Genomic DNA, 20,813 nt, shown 5'->3' with positions numbered 1-20,813 from the left:
GGGACGCCGTGTTCGAGCCGGACGGTACGGACGAGGACACGACCGTAGCCATGATCACCGGAATCCTGCAGACCGGGCTCGACAGCCGTAAGTAACCCCTCGAACGACAACGCATCGTCGCTCCGCCCCTTGCAGCCGAAGCAGTTCGGAGAACCACTCACCGCGTCGGCTGCTGCACCATGAAGGAGTTTTTCATCCATGACCACTTCTACCGGCTCTACCGGCCAGAAGGTCGTCCTCGTCACCGGCGCCAGTAGCGGCATAGGCGAGGCAACCGCCAGGCTGCTCGCCGGACGAGGCCACCATGTCGTTCTCGGTGCCCGCCGCACCGAACGGCTCAAAGCACTCACCGAGGAAATCCAGGCGACCGGAGGCAGCACCGAGTACCACCCTCTGGACGTGACCGACGCCGAACAGGTACGGGTCTTCGTCGACGCCGCCCACAACAGGCACGGCCGCGTCGATGTCCTGGTCAACAACGCCGGTGTGATGCCGCTGTCCAAGCTGGAGGCACTCCGGCTCAACGAGTGGAACCGCATGATCGACGTGAACATCCGAGGCGTGCTGCACGGCATCGCGGCCGCACTGCCGGTCATGCAGGCCCAGCACCACGGCCAGTTCATCAACGTCGCCTCCATCGGCGCTCATCAGGTCTCCCCGACCGCGGCCGTCTACTGCGCAACCAAGTACGCCGTATGGGCCATCTCGGAGGGGCTGCGGCAGGAGGTCGGCGGCGATATCCGCGTCACCACCATCTGCCCGGGCGTCACCGCATCCGAACTGGCGGAGTCCATCTCAGACCCGGTGGGCCGCGAGGAGATGCGTACCTACCGCAGTGTCGCCATCCCGGCCTCGTCCATCGGCGCGGCCATCGCGTTCGCCATCGACCAGCCCGTCGAGGTCGATGTCAGCGAGATCATCGTCCGCCCCACCGCCAGCCACGCCTGAGCCGGTCACTCGCCCCGTCCCCACCGCTCGTGGCGGGGACGGGGCAGCGTCGCCCCCAACGTGGCCATACGGACTGGAGATCGGTGGAAACGTGATCCCGCTCGAACCCGAGCTTCTCAAGGACACGGAGCGACGGTGTGTTCCACGCGCCGACGGTCGACCAGAGCCGTTTCCGCCCGGTCGCGACAGCGGCATCGAGTACCGCGCCGGCCGCCTCGGTGGCGTAGCCACGCCCATGCGCGCGCTGGAACAGCTCATACGCGACTTCAGGCTCCTCCAGGGTGGAGCGGCCGATGATCAGCCCGCAGTAGCCGATGAAGTCGCCTTCGTCGCGACGCTGGATGGGCAACAGGGCGATCCCCGTAGACGCCGTCGCGGTGAGCAGCTCCGCGACGGACGTCCGGATGTGCTCAACCGTGGGGGTCCCCTTGCCGCGTTCGGAGAGGAGGGCGCAGAACTCGGCGGCGTCCGACTCGGCCCACGGCCGCAGTATCAGCCGCTCGGTCTCAAGGTGGAACGGCATCGTCTCGTACGTAGTCATGCCCCCACCCTGTCCCACGGATCATCACGAACTGCAGCTGGACTGAGCGAGCATGGCATTACCTACCGCGTCGCCCACAAGGGCATCGAGATCTCACCCGTCGACTCCTCGTCCTTGCCGACCGGGCCCACCGCGGAGCCGGAGCCACTGTCCGCACCCCCTGCTACGGTCGCGACCTTCCCGGGAAGTACGCCCGGTTCAACCGGGACCACGCCGGTCCAACCGGGACCACGCCCGGCTACGGGCGCCGGACGAACGTGCCTTCGCGTGCCTCGAACAATGGCGGATCCTCCGCAAGGCCCGCTGCAGCACCAACCGCATCGGCCGCACGGTCGCCGCCGTTCACGCCATCGGGACCGCCTGGCGCTCAGGATGAGAAGCGTTCAGTACGCGACCTGCGTGAATCCGCCCCGTGACAGTGCCGGCACCCCCGAGATCTCACCTCGTGACAGTGGCGGAATCTGCGGCAGAACCGACCGCCGGTTCGCTGACCAGCGCATCCGGACAAGGCGAGGAGAACTCCACCACTGACACCGGACCGGGAGATCGCAGTCTTGGAAACGCTGCGCAGGGAGATTGAGCCAGACATGGGGTTCCGGCCAGGGCGAATCAGCGCGGCGGCTGCGGTCGGAAGTGACAACTGGGCATGCAGCGTAGCCTGTTACTGGTGAGTCGGGAATGGTCTGGGCTGACGCATTCATGACATCGAGCACGTAATCCGTCGCGTGGCTGTAGGTGAAAACGACGGTCCTCGTCCGACGTCTTGACGCGGCATCCGCGACCTCGGACATTGGGAGCGCTCCCAATTTCACTCCCACCGCACGCGCAACTCCCCATGTTTTAGGCCCGCGCACCCCCTACTCCCCGCTGGAGGACCCGGCGTGTCGCAACACCAGCCTCCCCATTCCCGTACGACTCGGCGCCGCATACGCTTGGCGCCGGGGGCTGCCACCCTGGCCGCTCTCGCCGGCCTGCTGGCCGGCACGGTGGTCACCTCACCCGCCGCCGCCTCACCCGCCGTGGCCTTACCCGCCCCCGCCCCCGCCGTCGAACCGGCCGACGAAGCGCCCGAGCTCATTGCCAACGGCGGCTTCTCCGAAGGCACCGCCCCCTGGTGGTGGACCGACAACAGTCCCGCCGCGGTCGTGGACGGGCGCCTGTGCGCGGATGTCCCGGCAGGCACAGCGAACCCGTGGGACGCCATCATCGGGCAGAACGCGCTCACTCTCGCCGCCGGTGAGGGGTACACGCTCAGCTACACGGCGACCTCGACGGTGCCACTCACCATCCGTACCAACGTGCAGCTGGGGGTCGACCCCTGGACCACGGAGCTCTCCGCGACGCAGCAGGTCGGGGAGAGCGCCGAGCGCGTCAGCCATACCTTCACGGCGGCGGCCGACCACGACGCCGCCCAGCTCGCCTTCCAACTCGGCGGAAGCGAAAAGGCGTTCACCTTCTGCGTCGACGACGTTTCGCTGCGCGGCGGCACCGCACCGCCCCCGTACGAACCGGACACCGGTTCTCCTGTCCGCGTCAACCAGGTCGGCTACCTGACGCACGGCCCGAAGAACGGCACGTACGTCACCGAGGCAACCGAACCACTTCCCTGGACGCTGAACGCCGTCGACGGGACCCGGCGGGCCAGTGGCACGACCACCCCGGCGGGCATTGACACCACCTCACGGCAGAACGTCCACACCTTCGACTTCGGCGCGTTCACCACCGCCGGGCAGGGCTACACCGTCACGGTCGCGGGGGACAGGAGCGAGCCGTTCGCCATCGGCGACGACCTCTACGCGTCGCTGCGCACCGACGCGCTCGCGTACTTCTACCACAACCGCAGCGGCATCGAGATCGACGCGGACCTTGTCGGGGAGGAGTATGCTCGCCCGGCCGGCCACGTCAATGTGAGCCCCAACCAGGGTGACAACGACGTGCCGTGCCAGCCCGGCGTGTGCGACTACCGCCTCGACGCGGCCGGCGGTTGGTACGACGCCGGTGACCACGGCAAGTACGTCGTCAACGGGGGCATCTCCGTAGCCCAGTTGATGTCCGCCTTCGAACGGACCCTGACCGAGGAGAGCGCCGACGCCGCACCGCTGGGCGACGGCGAACTTCCGCTGCCGGAGCACGGCAACGCCACCCCCGACATCCTCGACGAGGCCCGCTGGGAGATGGACTTCCTCATGCGCATGCAGGTCCCGGCGGGCGAGCCGTTGGCCGGCATGGCGCACCACAAGCTCCACGACAAGGCATGGACCGGGCTGCCGACCCGGCCTGACCGTGACCCCCAGCCCCGCGAACTGCATCCGCCGTCCACCGCGGCCACCCTCAACCTGGCGGCCACAGCCGCCCAGTGCGCCCGCCTCTTCGTCCCGTACGACGCCGCTTTCGCGTCCCGCTGCGGACAGGCCGCCCGCACCGCCTGGAACGCGGCGAAGGCCCACCCGGACATCCTGGCCGACCCCGACGACGGTACGGGCGGCGGCGCGTACCCCGACACCGATGTACGGGACGAGTTCTACTGGGCGGCGGCGGAGCTGTTCATCACCACCGGACAGGACGTCTACCGTCAGGAAGTCCTCGGCTCGCCGCTGCACGGCGTCACCGAAGCCGTCTTCCCGCGTGGCGGTATGTCGTGGGGATCGACGGCGGGCCTGGGCGCCCTGGACCTGGCGACCGTGCCCAACCGGCTCTCCGCCGACCAGCTCAAGGCGGTGCGCGGCACGGTGACGCAAGCGGCGGACGGTTACGCGGCCGACTCCGGCAAGGCCGCGTACGGCATTCCGTACGCCCCCTCCGACGGCCACTACGTGTGGGGTTCGAACGGCCAGGTCGCCAACAACATGGTGGTCCTGGGCACAGCGCACGACCTGACGGGCAAGGCCGCCTACCGGGACGCCGTGCTGCGCGGGCTGGACTACCTCCTGGGCCGCAACCCGCTCAACACGTCGTACGTCACCGGCTACGGCGAGCGGGACGCGCGCAACCAGCACCACCGGTTCTGGGCCCACCAGCTCGATCCGTCCCTGCCGAATCCCGCGCCCGGCTCCCTCGCCGGCGGACCGAACGACGCGATCCAGGACCCGGTGGCGCAGAGCAAGCTGAAGGGGTGCGCCCCGGCGATGTGCTACATCGACCACATCGAATCGTGGGCGACCAACGAGGTCACCATCAACTGGAACGCCCCACTGGCCTGGATCGCCGGTTACGCCGACGACCTGGGCGGCGGTGAGAACCGGGCGGCGACCTGCGAGGTCGCTTACACCTCACAGCGGTGGGACGGTGGCTTCACCACCCAGGTCGTGCTGAAGAACACGGGCACCCGGGCGCTCAGCCCCTGGCAGCTCGCGTGGTCGTTCGCCGACACGCAGCGGGTGACCGACACATGGGGGACCACCGTTTCCCAGACCGGCCCTCGGGTCGTGGCCAAGGCGCTGGGCTGGAACGCGAGCCTGCCTCCCGGTGGAACCGTGCGCTTCGGCTTCAACGGGAAGTCGGCCGGCCAAGTGAACGACCCCCGGGTCTTCAGGCTGAACGGCCTGCCCTGCGGGGTGACGCCGATCCGCTGAGCGCACCCCATGAAGGGCGTCCGGCAGGCACATGCCCAGGCCGGACGCCCTTCGTGCGCGTTCGGAAGAGCCCCATCTTCTTCGGGGAAAACTCACGAGCAGGTTCTTCGTCTCCTGGTGGTACACCGTCCGCATGGCTCTGGCCAGCACAAATGCGCTGTCTGGAGGGATACGGGCAGGAATTGGCCCGGGTATGGCCCGGATCTTGGGAGGGGACCCGACCAGGCAAGCCCTGGTCGGTGATCAACACGCCGAACGCGCCCCAGCAGCTCTCCTCACCCTCGGCCGGCCCCTTCCCAGCCTCCGTTCAGCGGTCCAGCCGCCCGGGAGGAACGCCGGAACACGGGATCTTCAGGATGCTGCCCCGGCCGCACCGTCAGCCGACGAAGGCCCGGAAGCGTCCAGCCTGTCGAGTGACGGAAGCGGAAGAAGGCCGGCTACGCGTTCGATGACACCGGCCGTGTGCGGACGAGCGCTCACAGCATCGCGGCGCCTGTCCCCACGACGAGCTGAACCATCGCTGCAGGACGAGCGAACGAAGCCACTGTCGCCGGACCGGGCAGAGCGGCCGGAGTCTGCCCGGTGTCGGACCCGTGGACGCTCGGGGTCTTCCACCGCCGCTGCCTTACTGGGCGCAGGTGGCGCAGGTGGCGCAGGTGGCGCAGGTGGCGGAGATGACGTAGTCGACGATGTCGTGCGTACTGGAGTGTTGTCGGTAGGCGGCCGGTGCCGGTTCTTTCGGCGCGCAGACGCCGCCACTGCTCGCGTACCAGGTCGAGGTCTTCGTGCCGCCGGAGTGCCGGAGTGCCGGCGCGATGGTGTGCAGCAGCTGTTCGACCAGTGTGGTCCGGGCCACCAGGCGGCCGGTGAGCGGGGCGATGCCATGGCCGGCCAGTCCGTCGCGTGCCGGCAGGCTGCACGCAGTATCTCCGGTGCCGGCCGCGGGGCCGGTTCTCCGGCTTGGACGGCGGTGAGGGCGGTGGCGGTCAGAGTGGGCAACCAGGGCCGCAGGTGGTTGCTGACGTGCACGGTGTCGCGGGGGTCGGGCAGGCCGACGTGGAGGTGGCAGGCGCACGCGGTCCGCTCGTCGTCCGGAGCGCGGAAGTGGGCGGCGCTTCCTGCGTAGCGAGTACCAGGTGTGATCGGGACAGGGGCCGCCTGGCCGAGTACGGGGGTGCCGGTGCAGGCGATGCGCAGGCCGAGGCGGGCGGCGGCGCGGGCGGCCGCCGTTCGCGTGGAACGGATCTGGTCGGCAGCTTCCTTCAGGCATGTGTGCGGATCGGTGCGCAGTTCGACCTGGTAGCGGGTCAGCTCGGTGTCTGTCCGGTCACCGAGTTCGCCGACGGCCTCGCCCACCAGCTGGGGTCCCTGGGGACTGAGGGTGCGCGTGGCCGGATCGATCCGGGGGAGTTCCTCGAACTGACCAGCAGCGAACGTCAGGAGTCGGCCGCGCTGTGGGGGGAGAACCGCCGACCACGACACCGTTGTGGTCCACAACCCCACCGGCTCCACGTACGACGTGAACCTGCCGGCCGGCTCTTGAACCATGGTGCTCGATACCACCGGGGCGGTCAGCGCCACGGGCAACACCGCCGGGAGCCCGGCGGTGACCGTCTTCAAGAAGAACTGACCGGACGGGCCGTACCGCCGCCGCAGCCCGACGGACCGGTACGTGCCCCTATGGGTGTGGACTGCGCGGGAGGCGGCGGCCACCGTGACCGGCAATGCAACGGTCGGCCACCGAGAGCGACAAATCTCCTGTGCAGCGGATCGAGAGGTGATACCGGGGTAGGGGACAGATCGCGTACGGGTGGTCCGTGCGCGGTGACACGAGAGGTGCGCTACCCATGGCTCTGCCCAAACTGTCCCCGGCCCAGCGAGCCGAGGCTCTGCAGAAGGCGGCCGCGGTCCGCAAGGAACGCTCTGCTCTCCTGGCTGAACTCAAGGACGGGAAGGTCTCCTTGAAGGACGTGCTGGCCCGTGAGGACACCGTGACCACCCGGACGCCGGTGGAGAGGCTGCTGAAGAGCCTTCCGGGCATTGGCGCCGTACGGGCCGGACAGCTCATGGAGGAACTGGAGATACCCGAGGGGCGCCGTGTCGCGGGACTCGGGCCTCGCCAGCGTGAGCGGCTCGCGGAGCTGTTTCCCGCCTCGCCCTGAACGCGCCGGGCCGGTGTGGTCACCAGGTCACGGATGAAAACTTCCGCTGACAGATCGTGGGTGGGTGGGAGAGGATCTGGACCATGAACACTCTGGGCACAGTTGAGGATCCGCCGATCTACCAGGACCTGGTGAAGGAGTTCGGGGACGTCCTGGCCGCCTCGCGTGAGGCGACCGAGCAGACGCGGTTACGGGCGAGCCAGGTCCTGGACTTCGCCGGTACGGGCTCCCCACCGTTGGAGAGCTGGGGGAGGAGGGCGTTCGCCGCGTTCGGCGAGCGGCCCGGGACCGGATCGGAATCCTAGCCCCGGACCCTGGCACCGACGAGCCGGCCACCCGGAGAGATGGCGTCGGGCCCCGTCAGCTCCGTCATGTCCCCTCCGCGGTGAAACGATCCCGCAGGGCCCCACCGGGGTACGAGGACACGACAGCGGAGGCCGGCAGGACGGAGCCGCCGGAGTCCGTCCCGCTGAGGCGGGCGGCCGCGGTGTGCTTTCGTCGGCCGCGTCCTGGAAGCTTCGACCGCCCCGCCTCTAGCTCGTTGAATGAGGACACGGGGATGAAACTCTCCTCGGTTCTCAGCGACGTGGCCGGCGCGGCGGGCCGGGCCATCTTGGAAGCTCTGATCTGCGGGGAACGGGATCCGGTCCGGCTTGCCGACCTCGCGATCGGCCGGGCCAGGAACAAGATCCCGCAACTCCTCGAAGTTCTGGACGGGGAGTTCACCAGCCATCACGCGTTCATGGTCCGGCACTATCTGGACGAGATCGACCGCGGGAAGAGCATCATCACGGCCTTCGACACGCGCATCGCTGCCCTGCTGACGGAACGGGGGAGCGACCTGGCGAATCTGGTCACCCTTCCTGGCCTTGGCCGCCTCGCCGCGGGGATCGTTATCGCCGGGACCGGCGGTGACATGGCCCAGTTCGCCTCGGCCCACCGCCTCGTGTCCTGGATCGGGGTCTGCCCCGGACAGAACGAGTCGGCCGGAGTGAACCGCTCCGGACGCACCCGCCCCGGGAACAAGAACCTCAGACGTCTGCTCGGGATCGCCGCGATGGCCGCCATCAGGAAAAAGGACTCCTCCCTCGGTGTCTTCTTCCGAAGGACCGCGGCCAGACGAGGAGGCAAACGCGCCCTGGTCGCCGTAGTGCACAAACTCGCCATCGCCATCTGGCACGTCCTGCATGACCACGCGCCCTACCGAGAACCCGGCGCCGACCACTTCACCCGCCGAGATCCCGAACGCGCCATGCACCGCATGATCAAGGAGGCCAACAGCCTCGGACTGACCATCCGCTTCGAACCGATCACCGCCTGAACCACCCCGATCAGGAGGTCGTCTTCGTGTCAGTCCCCGCGTTCCGGCCGGTCCTGCCCCGACTACGTCGGCCAGGCGCGCGCGGAGCTCTTACGGGCCGCGACGATGGCTGCAGGCGCAGCCACGAAGGCGAGGACGCCGCACAGAACGGCGAGGATCGGGTAGCTGGCGAAGGCGACGACGAGGCCGGAGGCCAGGCCGCCGACCGCGCCCGCGACGGCGATGGCGACGTCTGCCAGTCCCTGGACCTTGGCGCGGGTGGCCAGGGGCGTGCTGTGGGTAACGATCGCGGTGCCGGTGACCAAGCCGAAGCTCCAGCCGACGCCGAGCAGGACGAGGGCGAGGGTGATCAGGGTGAAGGAATGGCCGGGAGCGAGGGCGGCGACCACTCCCGCGGCGAGCAGCGTGCCGGCCGTCACCACGCTCATCGCAGTGGCACCAAAGCGGTCGACGAGGCGGCCGGCCAGCGGCGACGGCAGATACATGGAACCCGTGTGCAGGGCGATGACCAGGCCGGATGCGGCGGTGCCGAAGCCGTGGGCGTGCATGTGGATGGGGGTCATGGTCATCACGGCGACCATGACGAGCTGACTGAGGACCAGGACCGCGACGCCGACGATCAGCCCGGGCCCTGACCGGGAGGGGGAACCCCCGGCTGCACCCTCAGCCGGGGTCGCGGGCAGGGTGCGGGCGAGCAGCAGCGGGTCGGGCCGTAGCCATAGGAGGAGGGTGAGTGCGGCCAGCGTGAACGCGACCGTGGAGAGGAGGAACAGGCCGGTCAGCTCGGGCAGTCGGAGGGCGGTCGCGAGGTGCCCGGCGGGGGTGGCGAGCAGTGGTCCGGCGATGCCGCCGGCGGTGGTGGCGACGATGACGGTGGAGGTGGCGCGGGCGCGCTGATGAGGTGCGGCGAGGTCGGCTCCCGCGTATCGGGCCTGGAGGTTGGACGTGGTGCCGGCGCCGTACAGGAACAGGGAGACGAACAACAGCGCGGGGCTGCCGAGTGCGGCCGCGACGACGACACCGGTACCGCCGAGGGCGCCGGTGAGGTATCCGGCGGCCAGTCCGGGGCGGCGGCCGAGGCGCTGGGAGACGCGTCCGATGACGACGGCGGCGACGGCGGAGCCCGCGGTGAGCAGGGCGACGGGCAGTCCGGTCAGCGAGGTGTTGTGGAGCATCTGCCCGGCCAGCAACCCGGCGACGGTGACACCGGCGGCGAGGCCGACACCGCTGAGGATCTGGGAGACGAGCAGCACGGTCAGGGTGCGCTTCTGCACCGCGGATATGGAGGGGGCGGGAGCGGCGGTGGGCGGGGTGCGGGTGGGATTGAGGGGCAGGTAGCCCATGTGGTTCGTACTTTCAGGTTGCCGGGAGGCCGGGGCGGCGGGTTACCGGGCGGGACGGTCCGGTGGTCATCAGGCGGCGGTCAGGTGTGCGCCGGGCGGGTGAGTGCGGGCGAACCGGGCGTTGATGTGAGCCAGTTGCCGCTCGTCGTCGTGGGCGAGGGTCATCGCGCCGTCCGGGGTGGCCGGGATGTGCCGATCCAGGACGGACCGGCCCTGACGGACCTGGGCACCGAGCGCGGCGAGGACCGGGCACAGGGTGTAGGCGAGGGCGAGGGCGTGAGCCGGGCTGCCGCCAGTGGCCAGGGGAGCACCGGGTTCCCGGTAAACGCGTGCTGGGACAGCAGCCGAGGAAGGTCTTGAGCAGGCCGGAGCAGGCGGCCTTGTCGATGGGGGTGGCAACGACGAGGGCGTCGGCCTCGGCAACCAGGCTCACGGCGCGGGGTGAGGGAGGATCGGGGGTGTCCGCGGTGAGCGGTGGTGCCGCTGGCAGGTCGCGCAGGGCGCGTACGTGATTGCGGCGGTGTGCTCGGCCAGGAGGGCGGTACGGGACGGACTGCCGAGCAGGGCGAGGACGGTGGCCACGGGAACTCCTGCGGAATCAGCGGGCCTTGGCGGTGAAGGGTGGTGGACGGAAGCCCGCCCGTCCCGCGTCAGCGCGGGCTGTCCGGCATGCCGTAGGCGTCGGCGATCAGCTCGGTGGAGCGCAGCCGGGCCTGGACGGAGTGGCCGACGCTGCCGATCATGAGCTCGTCGGCGCCGGAGTCCCGCTGGACCTGGTTCAGGTGGGCGGTGACCTGCTCGGGGGTGCCGTGCGGTACGTGGTCCAGCCAGCTGTCGACGGCCTGGCGTTCCTGGGCGTCGTAGGTGTAGGCGTCCACTTCCTCGGGGGACGGCAGCAGGTAGGACTTGCGCTGGAACATGCGGAGCATGGCGTGCGCGAGGGTGCCGGCCTGGCGGCGGGCCTCACGCTCGTCGTCGGATGCCGCGACGGTGAAGCTGACCAGCGCGTACGGCTCGGCCAGGGCCTCGGACGGAGTGAACCGCTCGCGGTACAGACGCAGGGCGGCCACGACATCGCGCGGGTTGAAGTGCGCGGCGAAGGCGAACGGCAGGCCGAGCCGGGCGGCGAGCTGCGCCGAGTAGCCGGACGAGCCGAGCAGCCACACCGGCAGGCGGCCGGTGGGCGGAGTGACGCCGTTGAACCGGTCCTGGGCAGGCCCCGGCACGGCGTACACGCGGTCGGCGTAGGGGTGCTCTGCGGGGAAATCGTCGCCGAGGAAGTGCAGTAGCTCGAGGACCTGCTGGGGGAAGTCCTCGGCGCCGCTCGCGCCGCGGCGCAGGGCGGCGGCCGTGGCGTGATCGGTACCCGGGGCGCGGCCCAGGCCCAGGTCGATGCGGCCGGGGGCGAGGGCGTCCAGCATGCCGAACTGTTCGGCGACGACCAGCGGCGGATGGTTGGGCAGCATGATCCCGCCCGCGCCGAGTCGCAGCCTGCTGGTCTCCGCGGTGAGCCGGGACAGCAGGACGGGCGGGCTGGAGGTGGAGACACCGGGCATGGCGTGGTGCTCGTTCGTCCAGTAGCGGGTGAAGCCGCGCCGGTCGGCGAGCCGGGCGAGTTCGATGCTGCCGGCCAGCGCCTCCGCGGCGGTCTGGCCGGTGCCGGTCATGGCGGAGTCCAGTACGGACAGGGCGGCGGGCGCGGAGCCATGGCGGGTGCCGCGGATGGGATCGGTCATGCTCGTGCGGTCCTTCGGTTTCGAGGTGTGCGGCGTGCGGGGAGGTGGGAGGCGCCGGGCGCCGGCCGACAGTCGCGGCGGGTCTCTGTCGGCCGGCGCCCGGCTGTGTCCGGCGTACGAGCCCGATGTACGAGGGGTCAGCCGCGGACGCCGAAGTCGACGCGGTCGGCGATACCGGCTGCGGTGAAGGCGGCTTCCAGCTCGTCGCGGCCCTCGGTGAAGTGGGCCCAGCTGTCGTAGTGGACGGGGATCACGCGGCCGGCGTCGAGGAGCTTCGCGGCCTGGGCGGCCTGGGCGCTGTCCAGGACGATCAGCCCGCCGTCGAAGACCTCGGTGAAGCGGGGCGCTCCGGCGAAGAGGAGGGCCGTGTCCACCGGGGCGAAGCGCTCGGCGATCTCCCTGACGGCGTCGAGGGAGGCGTTGTCGCCGCTGACGTAGACGCTGGGCAGGCCCTCGCCGGTCAGAACGAATCCGACGACCTCGCCGCAGATCGGCTCGACCTCCTCGCGCTTGCCGGGGCCGTGGATGGCGGGCACGCCGGTCACGGTGACCGTGCCGGGCCCGCCGTCCCGGCGCTCAAGCTCGATCGACTGCCAGTCGGCGAGGCCGGTGGCCGCCTCCCCGAGACGCTCCCCACCGCCGGGGGTGGTGAGCGTCAGCGGGACGTCGGCGAGCAGGGCCCGGCCGGAAGAGTCGAGGTTGTCGGCGTGCTCGTCGTGCGAGAGCAGGACCACGTCGACGCGGCCGAGATCGGCCGGGCTGCCGTCAGCCGCCGCCGTCTTGGTCAGCACGACGGCCGGTGCCGGGTGGTCACCGGGGCCGTCGAAGGTCGGGTCGGTGAGAAAGCGCAGGCCGCCGTACTCGAAGAGGGCGGTCGGGCCGCCGAAGACCCGGACGGGGAACGGGGCGGTCTGCAGGGTGGGGGAAGACACGAAAGGAGTTCCTCACGGATAGATTGCGTGTTAACCGTGAGCCGACTGTACGCACGCCTCATGGATGAATGCAACCCGTACCATGAGAAGCATGGAAGAGTTCGTGACGGACGAAGCAGCCCTCCCGTCGGCGCCGGGCGAGGCGGAGCGCCCCGCCCTGGCCCTGGCCAACAGCGCCGTCGCACTGCCCGGCGGGCACACTGCCGACCTCCTCGGCACTCCGGCGCAGGCCGAGCAGTGGCTGGCGCGGCGCGACCTCGCCCCGGCCGGCGCCGGCTTGGCGGAGGTATGCGCGACACAGCTGCGCTCGTTGCGCGAACAGGTCAGGTCGCTCCTGGCCTCCCGTGTCGCCGGGCAGCCCGCCCTGCCCGCCGCCGTCACGGCGGTCAACGACGCGATGACCCGCGTCCCGACCGCGTCCCTGCTGCTGTGGGACGAGAACACCGGCCCCTACCGCGCCACACCCCACCCCACCACCGCGATCGTCGAACACGCCCTGGCGGTCATCGCCGCCGACGCCGCCGACCTGCTCACCTCCACCGACGCCACCCGTCTGACCGCCTGTGCCTCCCCTCCCTGCAACCGCTTCCTGCTCAAGCACGGCCGTCGCCAGTGGTGCTCCACCCGCTGCGGCGACCGCGCCCGCGCCGCCCGCGCCTACGCCCGTCGCACCGCGATGGAGTGACGACGCCGCATCGCCGACCCGGCAGGACACGCCAGCGCCCCTCCCGGCACAGCCAGGCCCGCGCAGCCCCCGACGCACCTACTCTGCGGCTGGTGTCTGCGCTGGGACTCCGAGCCGAGCCGTCTGCCCAGACAGCGTCGCTCGCGTTCACCATCCCGCTGTTCGTGGACCTCGCGACCCCTCGTGCGAGAAAATAAGCGAAGGAGATTTCCGGTGAACCAGCCACGAGAGCGACCGCCCTCACCGCGTGAAGCCGCCCGAGGGATCACCACCCGCCCGCACTGCCGCAGCCCGCATATCAACGACCGCCTGCCCCGGCTCCTCGAGCACTGCCCTGAACTCAAGACCACCTGCGACCTGGTCCGCCGATTCGCCGCCATGTCCGACAACCGCGACGCGACATCCTGGCCGGAATGGCTGGAGGACCTCGCGAACACCGGGCCGGCTTCGCTGACCGGCCCTGCCGGAGCCTTGCGCGAAGACCGACACGCCGTCGCCCAGGGAATCGCCACCCCTTACAACTCCGAGTTCAACGAGGGCCTTATGGCCGACGTCAAGCTGCAGAAACACCTCATGGGCCGACGCGCCGGCGTCTCCCTTCTCCGCCACCGCGCCGTCCTGATCGCCCACCTCCGCTGAGACGGCGTACGCCTTGTCGCCTCACATCCGGAATTGACGCACCCTCTGGTCTCCGCTGACCGCTGCTGCGGCCGGTTGCGAGCGGTGATGGTGCTGGTCGTGCGGACCGGTGCACCATTCTGGGACTCGCTGGTGTTCGACGGGATCGACGAGGTGGATGTCGAGGCGGTTACGGCTGCGTTCGGCACGGTCGAGGTGGTGGCGAGAGGCCGCGCGGCCCGGGCGGCGTGTCCGGGCCGCGGGCGCTTCTCGGACCGAGTCCACGACCGCTACCAGCGCAGGCTGAAGGACCTTCCGCGCAGCGGACCACGCACCACAGGCGACGCCCAGGGGCCATACCCGCGGACACGGGGAGCAGGGCCTCGCCATCATCGAGTACAGGCGCAGCGTACCGATGACGTAGCACGCCCGGTCACGCTGAGCATCATGCTCCGTTGGGCCTGACGCACTCCAGGAGATCAGCGTTCACGGCAGCATGACGAGCTACTGCGTAGAGTGACCATGTGCCCGGCTGTCTGTATGAGGGCTTCCAGCGGCGAGCGAATGAGACTGCGATGAGTGAACTGACGAAGCCCGGGATCGACCTTCCGGAGGGTGACGCTCCCACCGAGCTGACAATCCGCGACCTCGTCGTCGGGGACGGGCTTGAGGCGAAGCCGGGCAGGGTCGTCCAGGTTCACTACGTCGGGGTCACCTTCGAGTCCGGAAGGGAATTCGACACCTCCTGGGACCGGGGACAGACGTTCAAGTTCGCCGTGGGCGGTGGCAAGGTCATCAAGGGCTGGGACCGCGGAGTCAGGGGGATGAAGGTCGGCGGCCGGCGCGAGATCATCGTTCCCCCGCGCCTCGGTTACGGCAACCGGTCCCCCTCGCCGTTGATCCCGGCGGGCTCGACACTCGTCTTCGTGGTGGACCTGCTCTCCGTCGCAGTCTGAGGCCTTCTGCTATCCGGCCTCTCCGCCCGGGACCAAGGCCGGGCGGAGAGGCCGGCCGACCGCGACACCACTCCCGTGCACCCTTCACTCGCGGCCCCGGACAGAGGCACGCGCCGGCAACAACACGCATCGGCGCCCGTGGTCCAGAAACGGCGGGCACCCCGGTAGCGGGCCTGAGCCCCAGCCCGGACCGATGGCCGGCGGCCGGGGTGCCGGCGGCCATGAACCCCGCGAAACGAATCATTCGCGCGGTGACCTCACCCGCCACTTCTCGTGGTGGCCGGGGCCCGCCCCTCGATCGCAGCCAGGACTCCTGGTCCGCTCCCAGCCGACGTTCCCGGACCGACGATGCCGTTCGATTGAACGGCTGGTCACGAACTCCGGCTGCCCGACTTGTACGCTCACCTCGTAGCCTCCGCACATGGCTGATGAGCCGTTCCAGTGGCGCTGTGTTCTCTGCCATGACTACGGTGACCGAGACGAAGCGGACCGCGCGGATCTGACGATCATCGAGAATGTGCAGCAGCACGGATGTCACGTCGTGATGGTTCCCGAGGACGAGATCGGTCCTGGATTCGCCTACACGATCGGCCTCGCGCACACTCACGGCGCACCTGAACTCGCCGTGTTCGGACTCGATGTCCAGGTCATGCACCGCATGGTCAACAGGCTCGGAGCGAAGTCGGCCGCGGGCGCCGTACTGGCTGAGGGCCAGAGGCATCCTGACGTTGTCGACGGTCACCGAGTCGCGCCCGGCCAGGTCGATCTCCGCTGGTACCGGACGCTCTTCGGCCGGGCCATCGGGTTCTACCGGCTGCCTCCTCTCCCCGTGCTGCAAGTTGCGCGGCCCGACGTGGATCACTTGCGGGCTTTGGGGATCAAACAGGGCCAGGAGCGGCTTGGCCCGGGCCAGGGCCAGCTTCCGTCCGGCCTGGATGGTTTGAGCCGGCATCGGCTGTCAGGCCCGGAGGATCGGGCAACGTGTCGATGTCGAGCGGACGGCCGTCGTCGGCGGCCGCTCAGGTGGGGGAACAGACCGACGCGCAGCACGTCAGCGAGCCCGGCTTCGCGGTCGTGGTCCCGGGCCGCCGACCGCGGCGGCCGGCGGCGTGAACAACGATGAGTTCCGTCTCGCTGAACGACAGCCCACCACGCACAGCAGCGGCCGGCGTCGATGGTGTACGAAGTCCTTCGTGAACGAACAGATCCAGGCCGCGACCGTCCGCGTCTTCATAGCCCTTGCTCCGCCCGACGACGCCAAGGAGGAGCTGGCGCAGGCGCTGCGCCCCGCCTATGACGCCTACCCGCGCATGCGGTGGAACCGCATCGAGGACTGGCACATTACCCTGGCGTTCCTCGGTGAGCTGCCGAGGTCAGCCGTTTCGCTCCTGCGGCCGCCGCTCGCGGAATTCGCAGCGAGGCGCCACCCCCTGCACCTGGCCTTGTGCGGCGGCGGGCACTTCGACGAGCGTGTGCTGTGGAGCGGGATCGGCGGGGACCTCGAAGGACTGCGGCTGCTCGCCGGGGAGGTGCGGGCGCTGGTCGGGGAACATGGTGTCACCTTCATGGACCGGCCGCTGAACCCCCACCTGACGCTCGCCCGTTCGCGCCGCGGCGATGCTTCCAGCGTGGTACAGGCCGCCGCGGGGCTTTCCGAGTTCACCGGCCGCACGTGGCAGGCCGAGCGTCTGCACCTGGTCGGCAGCAACTTCGGCCGCGGCCCCGGGCCGATCCACTACCGCGACATCGAGGCATGGCCCTTCAGCAGCGCGAGATGAACCGTTCTTGCGGGCGGGGCAAGGAGGAAGGCCACGCCGTGGGGATACGGGCGGGTTCGAACGCACGCATCAGAGCGCTGGTGCACCGTGATTTACCTGGTCCCCAGGCAACGGTGGTCTCCGCGACCGGTGCCGGAAAGACGAGCCCCACGGCGTGGTTATCACCGCGCTCAAGTGCTGCCGCGGCGACCGCGACCCCGGCCGGCCTGGCTGTGGCGGTCGGCCGCCGATGCCACCGCCGGGGACGTGGACCGGCTCTGGCAAGCCTTCCCGCGCAGATTCGACCTGGAACACACCTTCAGGATGCTCAAGCAGACGCTGGGCTGGACGACTCCCGAACTCCGCGAGCCGGCCACCGCCGACCGCTGGACCTGGCTGGTCATCGCCGCCGACACCCAGCTCCGCCCAGTACTCCAGTGAAACGTCGCGATCTGGTCCGATGGCCCTCGGGGCTACTGGCCTCAGCCGGCTCGGGAGGCTGGCGGATGGACGAGCGCACGGTCATGTTGAACGAGCTTGCGCAGGGGCTGCGCCCGGGCACCGATTCGGTCGCCGAGCGCTTCGGTGCGCTGGCCGAACCCGGTCACCATGTCGCGTAAGAGGCGCCGGGGGCGTCGGCCGCTGCGCCGGGAACCTTCTTCGTCGGCTGGCCCGAATCCGGTCCGGCTGCCCGCGCGGGAAGGGGGCGCGCGGGCAGCCGGACCGGGAGCAGATTGCAAGAATTTTCAGCCAAACGAGCGATCGGGGCCGAAACAGTGTCAACGAGTGTTCTCCGGCCGCCGTCACCGGGCGCGATGAGGACGGAGGGTGAAGCGGAGTGCTTCCACCTACTTTCAGAACAGGCGGCCGGCAATGCTCCTTGGTGCGAGGAAGCCCTTTCGGAGCTGAGAGCGGCGGGTGACGTCCTCACCGGATTCCGAGGTTCCTCATGCAAGACCTTCTTGCGCAAGATGGCGAAATATATTTCAGTCCCAACTCCTCGGGCCTAACGTCATGTCCCGTCCCGGACCTTTTCCGCGGCTCACCGGCCGCGCTGTCCGCCCCTGACGGAAGGACCCGCCGTGCTGAGAACACGCTCACTCCTCTGGCCGGCCGCCATCGGGCTGCTGTCCTCCGCGGCTCTCGCCGCTCCGGTCGCCGCCTCCGACGGCGATCCCGCTCCCGAGGCCCCCGATTGCGTAAAGGTGTCCGCCGGCTGGCGCTACACCTTCGTCACCAACGGCTGCGACTCACCCCAGTACCTGACGGTCCGCTACGCCGACGGCACGGACGTGCCGTGCAGGAACCTCTCCCCCGGGGACTCCGCGACTTTTCCCGGCTACGGGACCCAGGGGAACCGGGTGCTCGGCCCGCACCTCTGCCCCACCGCCTGAGAGCCGCACCGCCTTCCGGCCTCCCGGCGCCTTCCGGTCGAGCGCCCCTGCCGCACGCCGGGAGCGGTGTGGTGGAGAGGGGGATACGTACGGGCGCGTGACACCCCGCCGAACCCCCTCACCTCGCCGTCGGGCGAAGCGGCAGTTCAGACTCCCCGATCCGGTGGTGATGATCAGATCGGTGACCTCCGGCGGGCGTCCGCGCCGGTCGCTCACGACTCGCCGGACCATGAGATCCGCGGTCCCGGCCGCGCGCACCGAGGGCGGGGCCACAGGATGCTCGTCGAGCCAGTCATCCAGCTCGTACACCGGGCCGAGGACCAGCGGGCGTGTGCTTTCCGTGTCCTCGCCCTGGCCGTGCGGAATGTAACCCTGGTCAGGTCTTCCACCGCCCGGCACGCACCGGTGAACGTGCCGGCGGGCGCGTCGGGACCGAGTGCACCCGGTGCGGACGCACCGCCAACGCCGACCAGGCCGGCGCACTCCATGTCGCTGTCAGAGCCGGCTGGTCCTTCCCGACGTGGCCTGGCCGCCGACAGGAGAAGCCTTCCGGATTTATCCGGAGGGAGGAGTCGCCTACAGGTCCAGCACTGCCTGCAGGGACTGGCTGACCCGCCTCATCGCGTCCGTGCCGACAGTACCGATCAGTTTCGCGTCGTCGAAGCGGGCGGTGCGTAGCTGCTGGATGTTGACGGCGACCGCGGTGCACGCCATCGGCTCTTCGAGGACTACGGACATCAGGGTGTCCGGGAAGCGGCCGAAGGGGTGCAGCACGATCGCGAGCACCGCGCCATACGCCTGCTCCAGGCCGTCGAGTGAGATGACGAGCACACTCCGGCCGTCAGTGAGCGTCCAGATTTCCCCACGCTTCACAGGGTGTCGCCCTCGCCGCCCAGCTCGTCGCCGAGACCGAGCTGGGCGAGATGCTGTGCAGCGTCGAGGACGGCCTGGCGGCGTGCGGCGCGGACGATGTACGCGTTGAGGGAGAGCCCTGCCGCCTCCGCACCGGCGCGGATCGACGGATCGAGATCATCGGGAATGCGCAGCGTCATCACGGTCATGCCACCAATCTAGCAACCGGAAAGCGGTTGCGCAGATGGTGGCACTCAGGTCCATCCCCGCGTGAGCGGGGTTGGCCCGACCGAATGCTCCGCCTACGACGCGCCAACACCAAGTGCTTGCCGCGAACTGGGGTGGGCCGTTGGACACTCTCATCCGTATCTCCGACGCGATCGGTGCCCAGCTCGTCGACCTATACGGCAGTGAAGACCCTGGGCGATCGCCTCGGGGAGACGGGCACTCGGGGTGGTTTCAGCGGCTGGCGGTGTACGGAGTCCGGCTGGTCGTGTCGATCACGAGGACGAACGGGTGACCGTAGGGCTGCCTTGACCAACCACGGCTGCGCTTCGGCCGCGGTCCGGCCGCAGACTTCGACGCTGGTGGCGGTTCACCAGGTCCGCGTACCGCGGGTGGACCCACTGGTTCATCAGCCTCGCCTCTCTCTGAGTTCCTGCGGCCGTAGGGACTCAGGCGGGCCGGACACTGGCGGGCCGGTCAGTTCGAGCCCGGTCCCGAGCAGTCGTTGCAGGCCCGGACCGTCTCGCCGAGGGAGGGCCTGCGTCGCACGGAACCCCACTGGGGACGGGAGCCGACTGCGCTGTACGGGCGGACGAAGCCCGTGGACATCATGCGCCCCAGAAACCCGCCCGCCACCTGGACCCCGCGGAGGCCACGGTGAGCTGCTGCGACCAGGGCTTCAATGCCACCGGATCCGGGGCGGAGCCGTTCCTTCTGTGGTCCCTGTTCCCTCGGCGCGTTGACCTTGCAGTTGCCACAAGGGTGAGCATGGTGCCATGTTGTCCATCGGTGAGTTCAGCGAGATGTGTCATCTGTCCCCGCAGACGCTGCGGTTCTACCACTCCGAGGGCCTGCTCGTTCCGGCCGACGTCAGCGAACGGACCGGCTACCGCTCGTACAGGTTCGAGCAGGTCGAACAGGCCGTGTTGATCACTGCCCTGCGAAGTGCGGGGATGAGCGTCCGGCTGGTCCGGCGTGTCCTTGACGAGCCGGACGCGGCTCCCGCCCTGTTGCAGCAGCACAGTGCGGAAGTGCAGCGCCTGCGACAGGTCCAGGACGAGGCGATCAGTGACGCGCGGGCGCTTTTCGGTTCATGGCCGGAAGTGAGGCTGTGTCACGTGCCCACGATGACCGTGGTGTCGAAGCCGGTGCCCGCCGGTCCGTCGGCCGGACGCGACCCGTACGACTGGGGCGAAGTCGATGCCGCCGTCGCCGCTGTGGCTCAGGAGGTGACCACGACCGTGGAATCGTACGGAGCCGTTGTGTCAGGCACCCCTTGGCGGACCATGGCTGATGAGACCGAGGAACAGAGACGGCGGAGCCTTTCCGCCGAAGGGCCGTGCTGGCTGGTGAAAGTCCCCGTCACGACGGCCGGGAAAGCAATCACAGCCCTATCCGGTGACATGGAGGTGCAAACCTTCGAGGCCCGGGATGAACTGGCGGTGTTCGTTCCGGGCAAGAGCTCGATGGCCAAGTACGGCACCGCACTCTCGCGTCTGGCCATGCATCCCCTCGACGGCTCTTACATCGACGTCTCCCGAATGCGTCATCTGCTGCACGAGGACGGCTTCGAGACCACTGCGGCGGTCCGCAAGCTCGATGAGCCCGGTGTGGACGGGTGATCTGAAGGACCGCCGGTCCTGCGCCGCCACGACACCGGAGGAGGCCAGGCAGGGGAACGGTACTCGTGGCCGGAGTTGGGTCTGCCGCGACCGGACACGCAGGATAAGGCCCGCTGTGCGGACCGGGGGACAGGCGGCGGTTCCGAGCG

20 protein-coding genes and 3 pseudogenes are annotated in these 20,813 nt (G+C 69.7%); 14 read left to right on the top strand and 9 right to left on the bottom strand.

Annotation, left to right across the window (positions count from 1 at the left end):
* The first annotated feature begins 198 nt into the window (after nucleotides 1–198).
* Nucleotides 199–948, top strand: a complete 750-nt coding sequence (locus tag BN1555_RS00635) for an SDR family oxidoreductase (protein ID WP_093796938.1) — start codon at nucleotides 199–201, stop codon at nucleotides 946–948.
* Here BN1555_RS00635 and BN1555_RS00630 read toward each other — a convergent pair.
* Nucleotides 917–1,489 (bottom strand): GNAT family N-acetyltransferase, encoded by a 573-nt coding sequence (locus tag BN1555_RS00630; RefSeq protein ID WP_255305805.1) that lies wholly within the window; start codon nucleotides 1,487–1,489, stop codon nucleotides 917–919. The genes BN1555_RS00635 and BN1555_RS00630 overlap by 32 nt on opposite strands.
* A 92-nt stretch (nucleotides 1,490–1,581) precedes the next feature.
* Between BN1555_RS00630 and BN1555_RS39855 the strand changes: the two are divergent.
* Both BN1555_RS39855 and BN1555_RS00625 read left to right on the top strand, forming a co-directional pair.
* Nucleotides 1,582–1,865: pseudogene (locus tag BN1555_RS39855) on the top strand (transposase family protein); the annotation flags it as partial.
* Nucleotides 1,866–2,508: 643 nt separating this feature from the next.
* Complete coding sequence (locus tag BN1555_RS00625; RefSeq protein WP_255306339.1) at nucleotides 2,509–5,061, top strand: glycoside hydrolase family 9 protein; 2,553 nt, start codon at nucleotides 2,509–2,511, stop codon at nucleotides 5,059–5,061.
* A gap of 625 nt (nucleotides 5,062–5,686) precedes the next feature.
* Here the strand turns inward: BN1555_RS00625 and BN1555_RS39850 are convergent.
* Nucleotides 5,687–5,917 (bottom strand): hypothetical protein, encoded by a 231-nt coding sequence (locus BN1555_RS39850; protein ID WP_255305804.1) that lies wholly within the window; start codon nucleotides 5,915–5,917, stop codon nucleotides 5,687–5,689.
* A gap of 134 nt (nucleotides 5,918–6,051) precedes the next feature.
* Nucleotides 6,052–6,609: pseudogene (locus BN1555_RS41455) on the bottom strand (glutamate-cysteine ligase family protein); the annotation flags it as partial.
* A gap of 299 nt (nucleotides 6,610–6,908) precedes the next feature.
* Here BN1555_RS41455 and mihF point away from each other — a divergent pair.
* The 3 genes from mihF to BN1555_RS00605 all read left to right on the top strand — a co-directional run bounded on the left by mihF (nucleotide 6,909) and on the right by BN1555_RS00605 (nucleotide 8,544).
* Nucleotides 6,909–7,223, top strand: coding sequence for an integration host factor, actinobacterial type (gene mihF, locus BN1555_RS00615; RefSeq protein WP_093796934.1), 315 nt, complete (start codon nucleotides 6,909–6,911; stop codon nucleotides 7,221–7,223).
* Between the two features lie 83 nt (nucleotides 7,224–7,306).
* Nucleotides 7,307–7,528 carry a hypothetical protein gene (locus BN1555_RS00610; RefSeq protein WP_141662787.1) on the top strand — a complete coding sequence of 74 codons (222 nt, stop codon included), beginning with the start codon at nucleotides 7,307–7,309 and terminating at the stop codon, nucleotides 7,526–7,528.
* Between the two features lie 254 nt (nucleotides 7,529–7,782).
* Nucleotides 7,783–8,544, top strand: coding sequence for a transposase (locus BN1555_RS00605; RefSeq protein WP_093796930.1), 762 nt, complete (start codon nucleotides 7,783–7,785; stop codon nucleotides 8,542–8,544).
* 62 nt (nucleotides 8,545–8,606) lie between these two features.
* Here BN1555_RS00605 and BN1555_RS00600 read toward each other — a convergent pair whose 3' ends face one another.
* The 4 genes from BN1555_RS00600 to BN1555_RS00590 all read right to left on the bottom strand — a co-directional run bounded on the left by BN1555_RS00600 (nucleotide 8,607) and on the right by BN1555_RS00590 (nucleotide 12,555).
* Entirely contained in the window at nucleotides 8,607–9,887 is a 1,281-nt protein-coding gene (locus BN1555_RS00600; protein ID WP_093796928.1) for an MFS transporter, read from the bottom strand.
* Nucleotides 9,888–10,316: 429 nt separating this feature from the next.
* Nucleotides 10,317–10,469, bottom strand: coding sequence for a hypothetical protein (locus BN1555_RS38740; RefSeq protein WP_176709905.1), 153 nt, complete (start codon nucleotides 10,467–10,469; stop codon nucleotides 10,317–10,319).
* 68 nt (nucleotides 10,470–10,537) lie between these two features.
* Nucleotides 10,538–11,623, bottom strand: a complete 1,086-nt coding sequence (locus tag BN1555_RS00595; RefSeq protein WP_093796926.1) for an LLM class flavin-dependent oxidoreductase — start codon at nucleotides 11,621–11,623, stop codon at nucleotides 10,538–10,540.
* 137 nt (nucleotides 11,624–11,760) lie between these two features.
* Nucleotides 11,761–12,555, bottom strand: a complete 795-nt coding sequence (locus BN1555_RS00590) for an MBL fold metallo-hydrolase (RefSeq protein WP_093796924.1) — start codon at nucleotides 12,553–12,555, stop codon at nucleotides 11,761–11,763.
* 91 nt (nucleotides 12,556–12,646) lie between these two features.
* On the opposite strand from BN1555_RS00590, the gene BN1555_RS00585 reads away from it, so the two are divergent.
* From BN1555_RS00585 to BN1555_RS00550, 7 genes and pseudogenes are all read left to right on the top strand, one after another.
* Nucleotides 12,647–13,240 carry a CGNR zinc finger domain-containing protein gene (locus BN1555_RS00585; RefSeq protein WP_093796922.1) on the top strand — a complete coding sequence of 198 codons (594 nt, stop codon included), beginning with the start codon at nucleotides 12,647–12,649 and terminating at the stop codon, nucleotides 13,238–13,240.
* 213 nt (nucleotides 13,241–13,453) lie between these two features.
* Nucleotides 13,454–13,879: a hypothetical protein gene (locus BN1555_RS00580; RefSeq protein WP_218058163.1), complete on the top strand. Its 426-nt coding sequence runs from the start codon at nucleotides 13,454–13,456 to the stop codon at nucleotides 13,877–13,879.
* Nucleotides 13,880–14,433: 554 nt separating this feature from the next.
* Nucleotides 14,434–14,814, top strand: a complete 381-nt coding sequence (locus BN1555_RS00570) for an FKBP-type peptidyl-prolyl cis-trans isomerase (RefSeq protein WP_093796920.1) — start codon at nucleotides 14,434–14,436, stop codon at nucleotides 14,812–14,814.
* Nucleotides 14,815–15,235: 421 nt separating this feature from the next.
* Nucleotides 15,236–15,937 carry a DUF4262 domain-containing protein gene (locus BN1555_RS39845; RefSeq protein ID WP_255305803.1) on the top strand — a complete coding sequence of 234 codons (702 nt, stop codon included), beginning with the start codon at nucleotides 15,236–15,238 and terminating at the stop codon, nucleotides 15,935–15,937.
* Nucleotides 15,938–16,007: 70 nt separating this feature from the next.
* The gene (gene thpR, locus BN1555_RS00560) at nucleotides 16,008–16,592 is read left to right on the top strand and encodes an RNA 2',3'-cyclic phosphodiesterase (protein WP_093796918.1); all 585 of its coding nucleotides are present in this window, start codon (nucleotides 16,008–16,010) and stop codon (nucleotides 16,590–16,592) included.
* A gap of 195 nt (nucleotides 16,593–16,787) precedes the next feature.
* Nucleotides 16,788–16,997, top strand: a pseudogene (locus BN1555_RS00555) (transposase); the annotation flags it as partial.
* Between the two features lie 656 nt (nucleotides 16,998–17,653).
* Nucleotides 17,654–17,965 (top strand): alpha-amylase, encoded by a 312-nt coding sequence (locus BN1555_RS00550; protein WP_255305802.1) that lies wholly within the window; start codon nucleotides 17,654–17,656, stop codon nucleotides 17,963–17,965.
* 576 nt (nucleotides 17,966–18,541) lie between these two features.
* On the opposite strand, the gene BN1555_RS00545 is transcribed toward BN1555_RS00550, so the two are convergent.
* Entirely contained in the window at nucleotides 18,542–18,838 is a 297-nt protein-coding gene (locus BN1555_RS00545; RefSeq protein WP_093796916.1) for a hypothetical protein, read from the bottom strand.
* Nucleotides 18,835–19,026 carry a toxin-antitoxin system HicB family antitoxin gene (locus tag BN1555_RS00540; protein WP_255305801.1) on the bottom strand — a complete coding sequence of 64 codons (192 nt, stop codon included), beginning with the start codon at nucleotides 19,024–19,026 and terminating at the stop codon, nucleotides 18,835–18,837. Before BN1555_RS00540 ends, BN1555_RS00545 begins: the two co-directional genes overlap by 4 nt.
* 792 nt (nucleotides 19,027–19,818) lie before the next feature.
* On the opposite strand from BN1555_RS00540, the gene BN1555_RS00535 reads away from it, so the two are divergent.
* Entirely contained in the window at nucleotides 19,819–20,664 is an 846-nt protein-coding gene (locus BN1555_RS00535) for a MerR family transcriptional regulator (protein WP_093796914.1), read from the top strand.
* The last annotated feature ends 149 nt before the right edge of the window (nucleotides 20,665–20,813 follow it).

This window comes from Streptomyces sp. Wb2n-11 (assembly GCF_001049855.1).
Taxonomy (GTDB): Bacteria; Actinomycetota; Actinomycetes; order Streptomycetales; family Streptomycetaceae; genus Streptomyces; species Streptomyces altiplanensis.
This window is presented reverse-complemented; position numbering and strand designations above follow the sequence as displayed.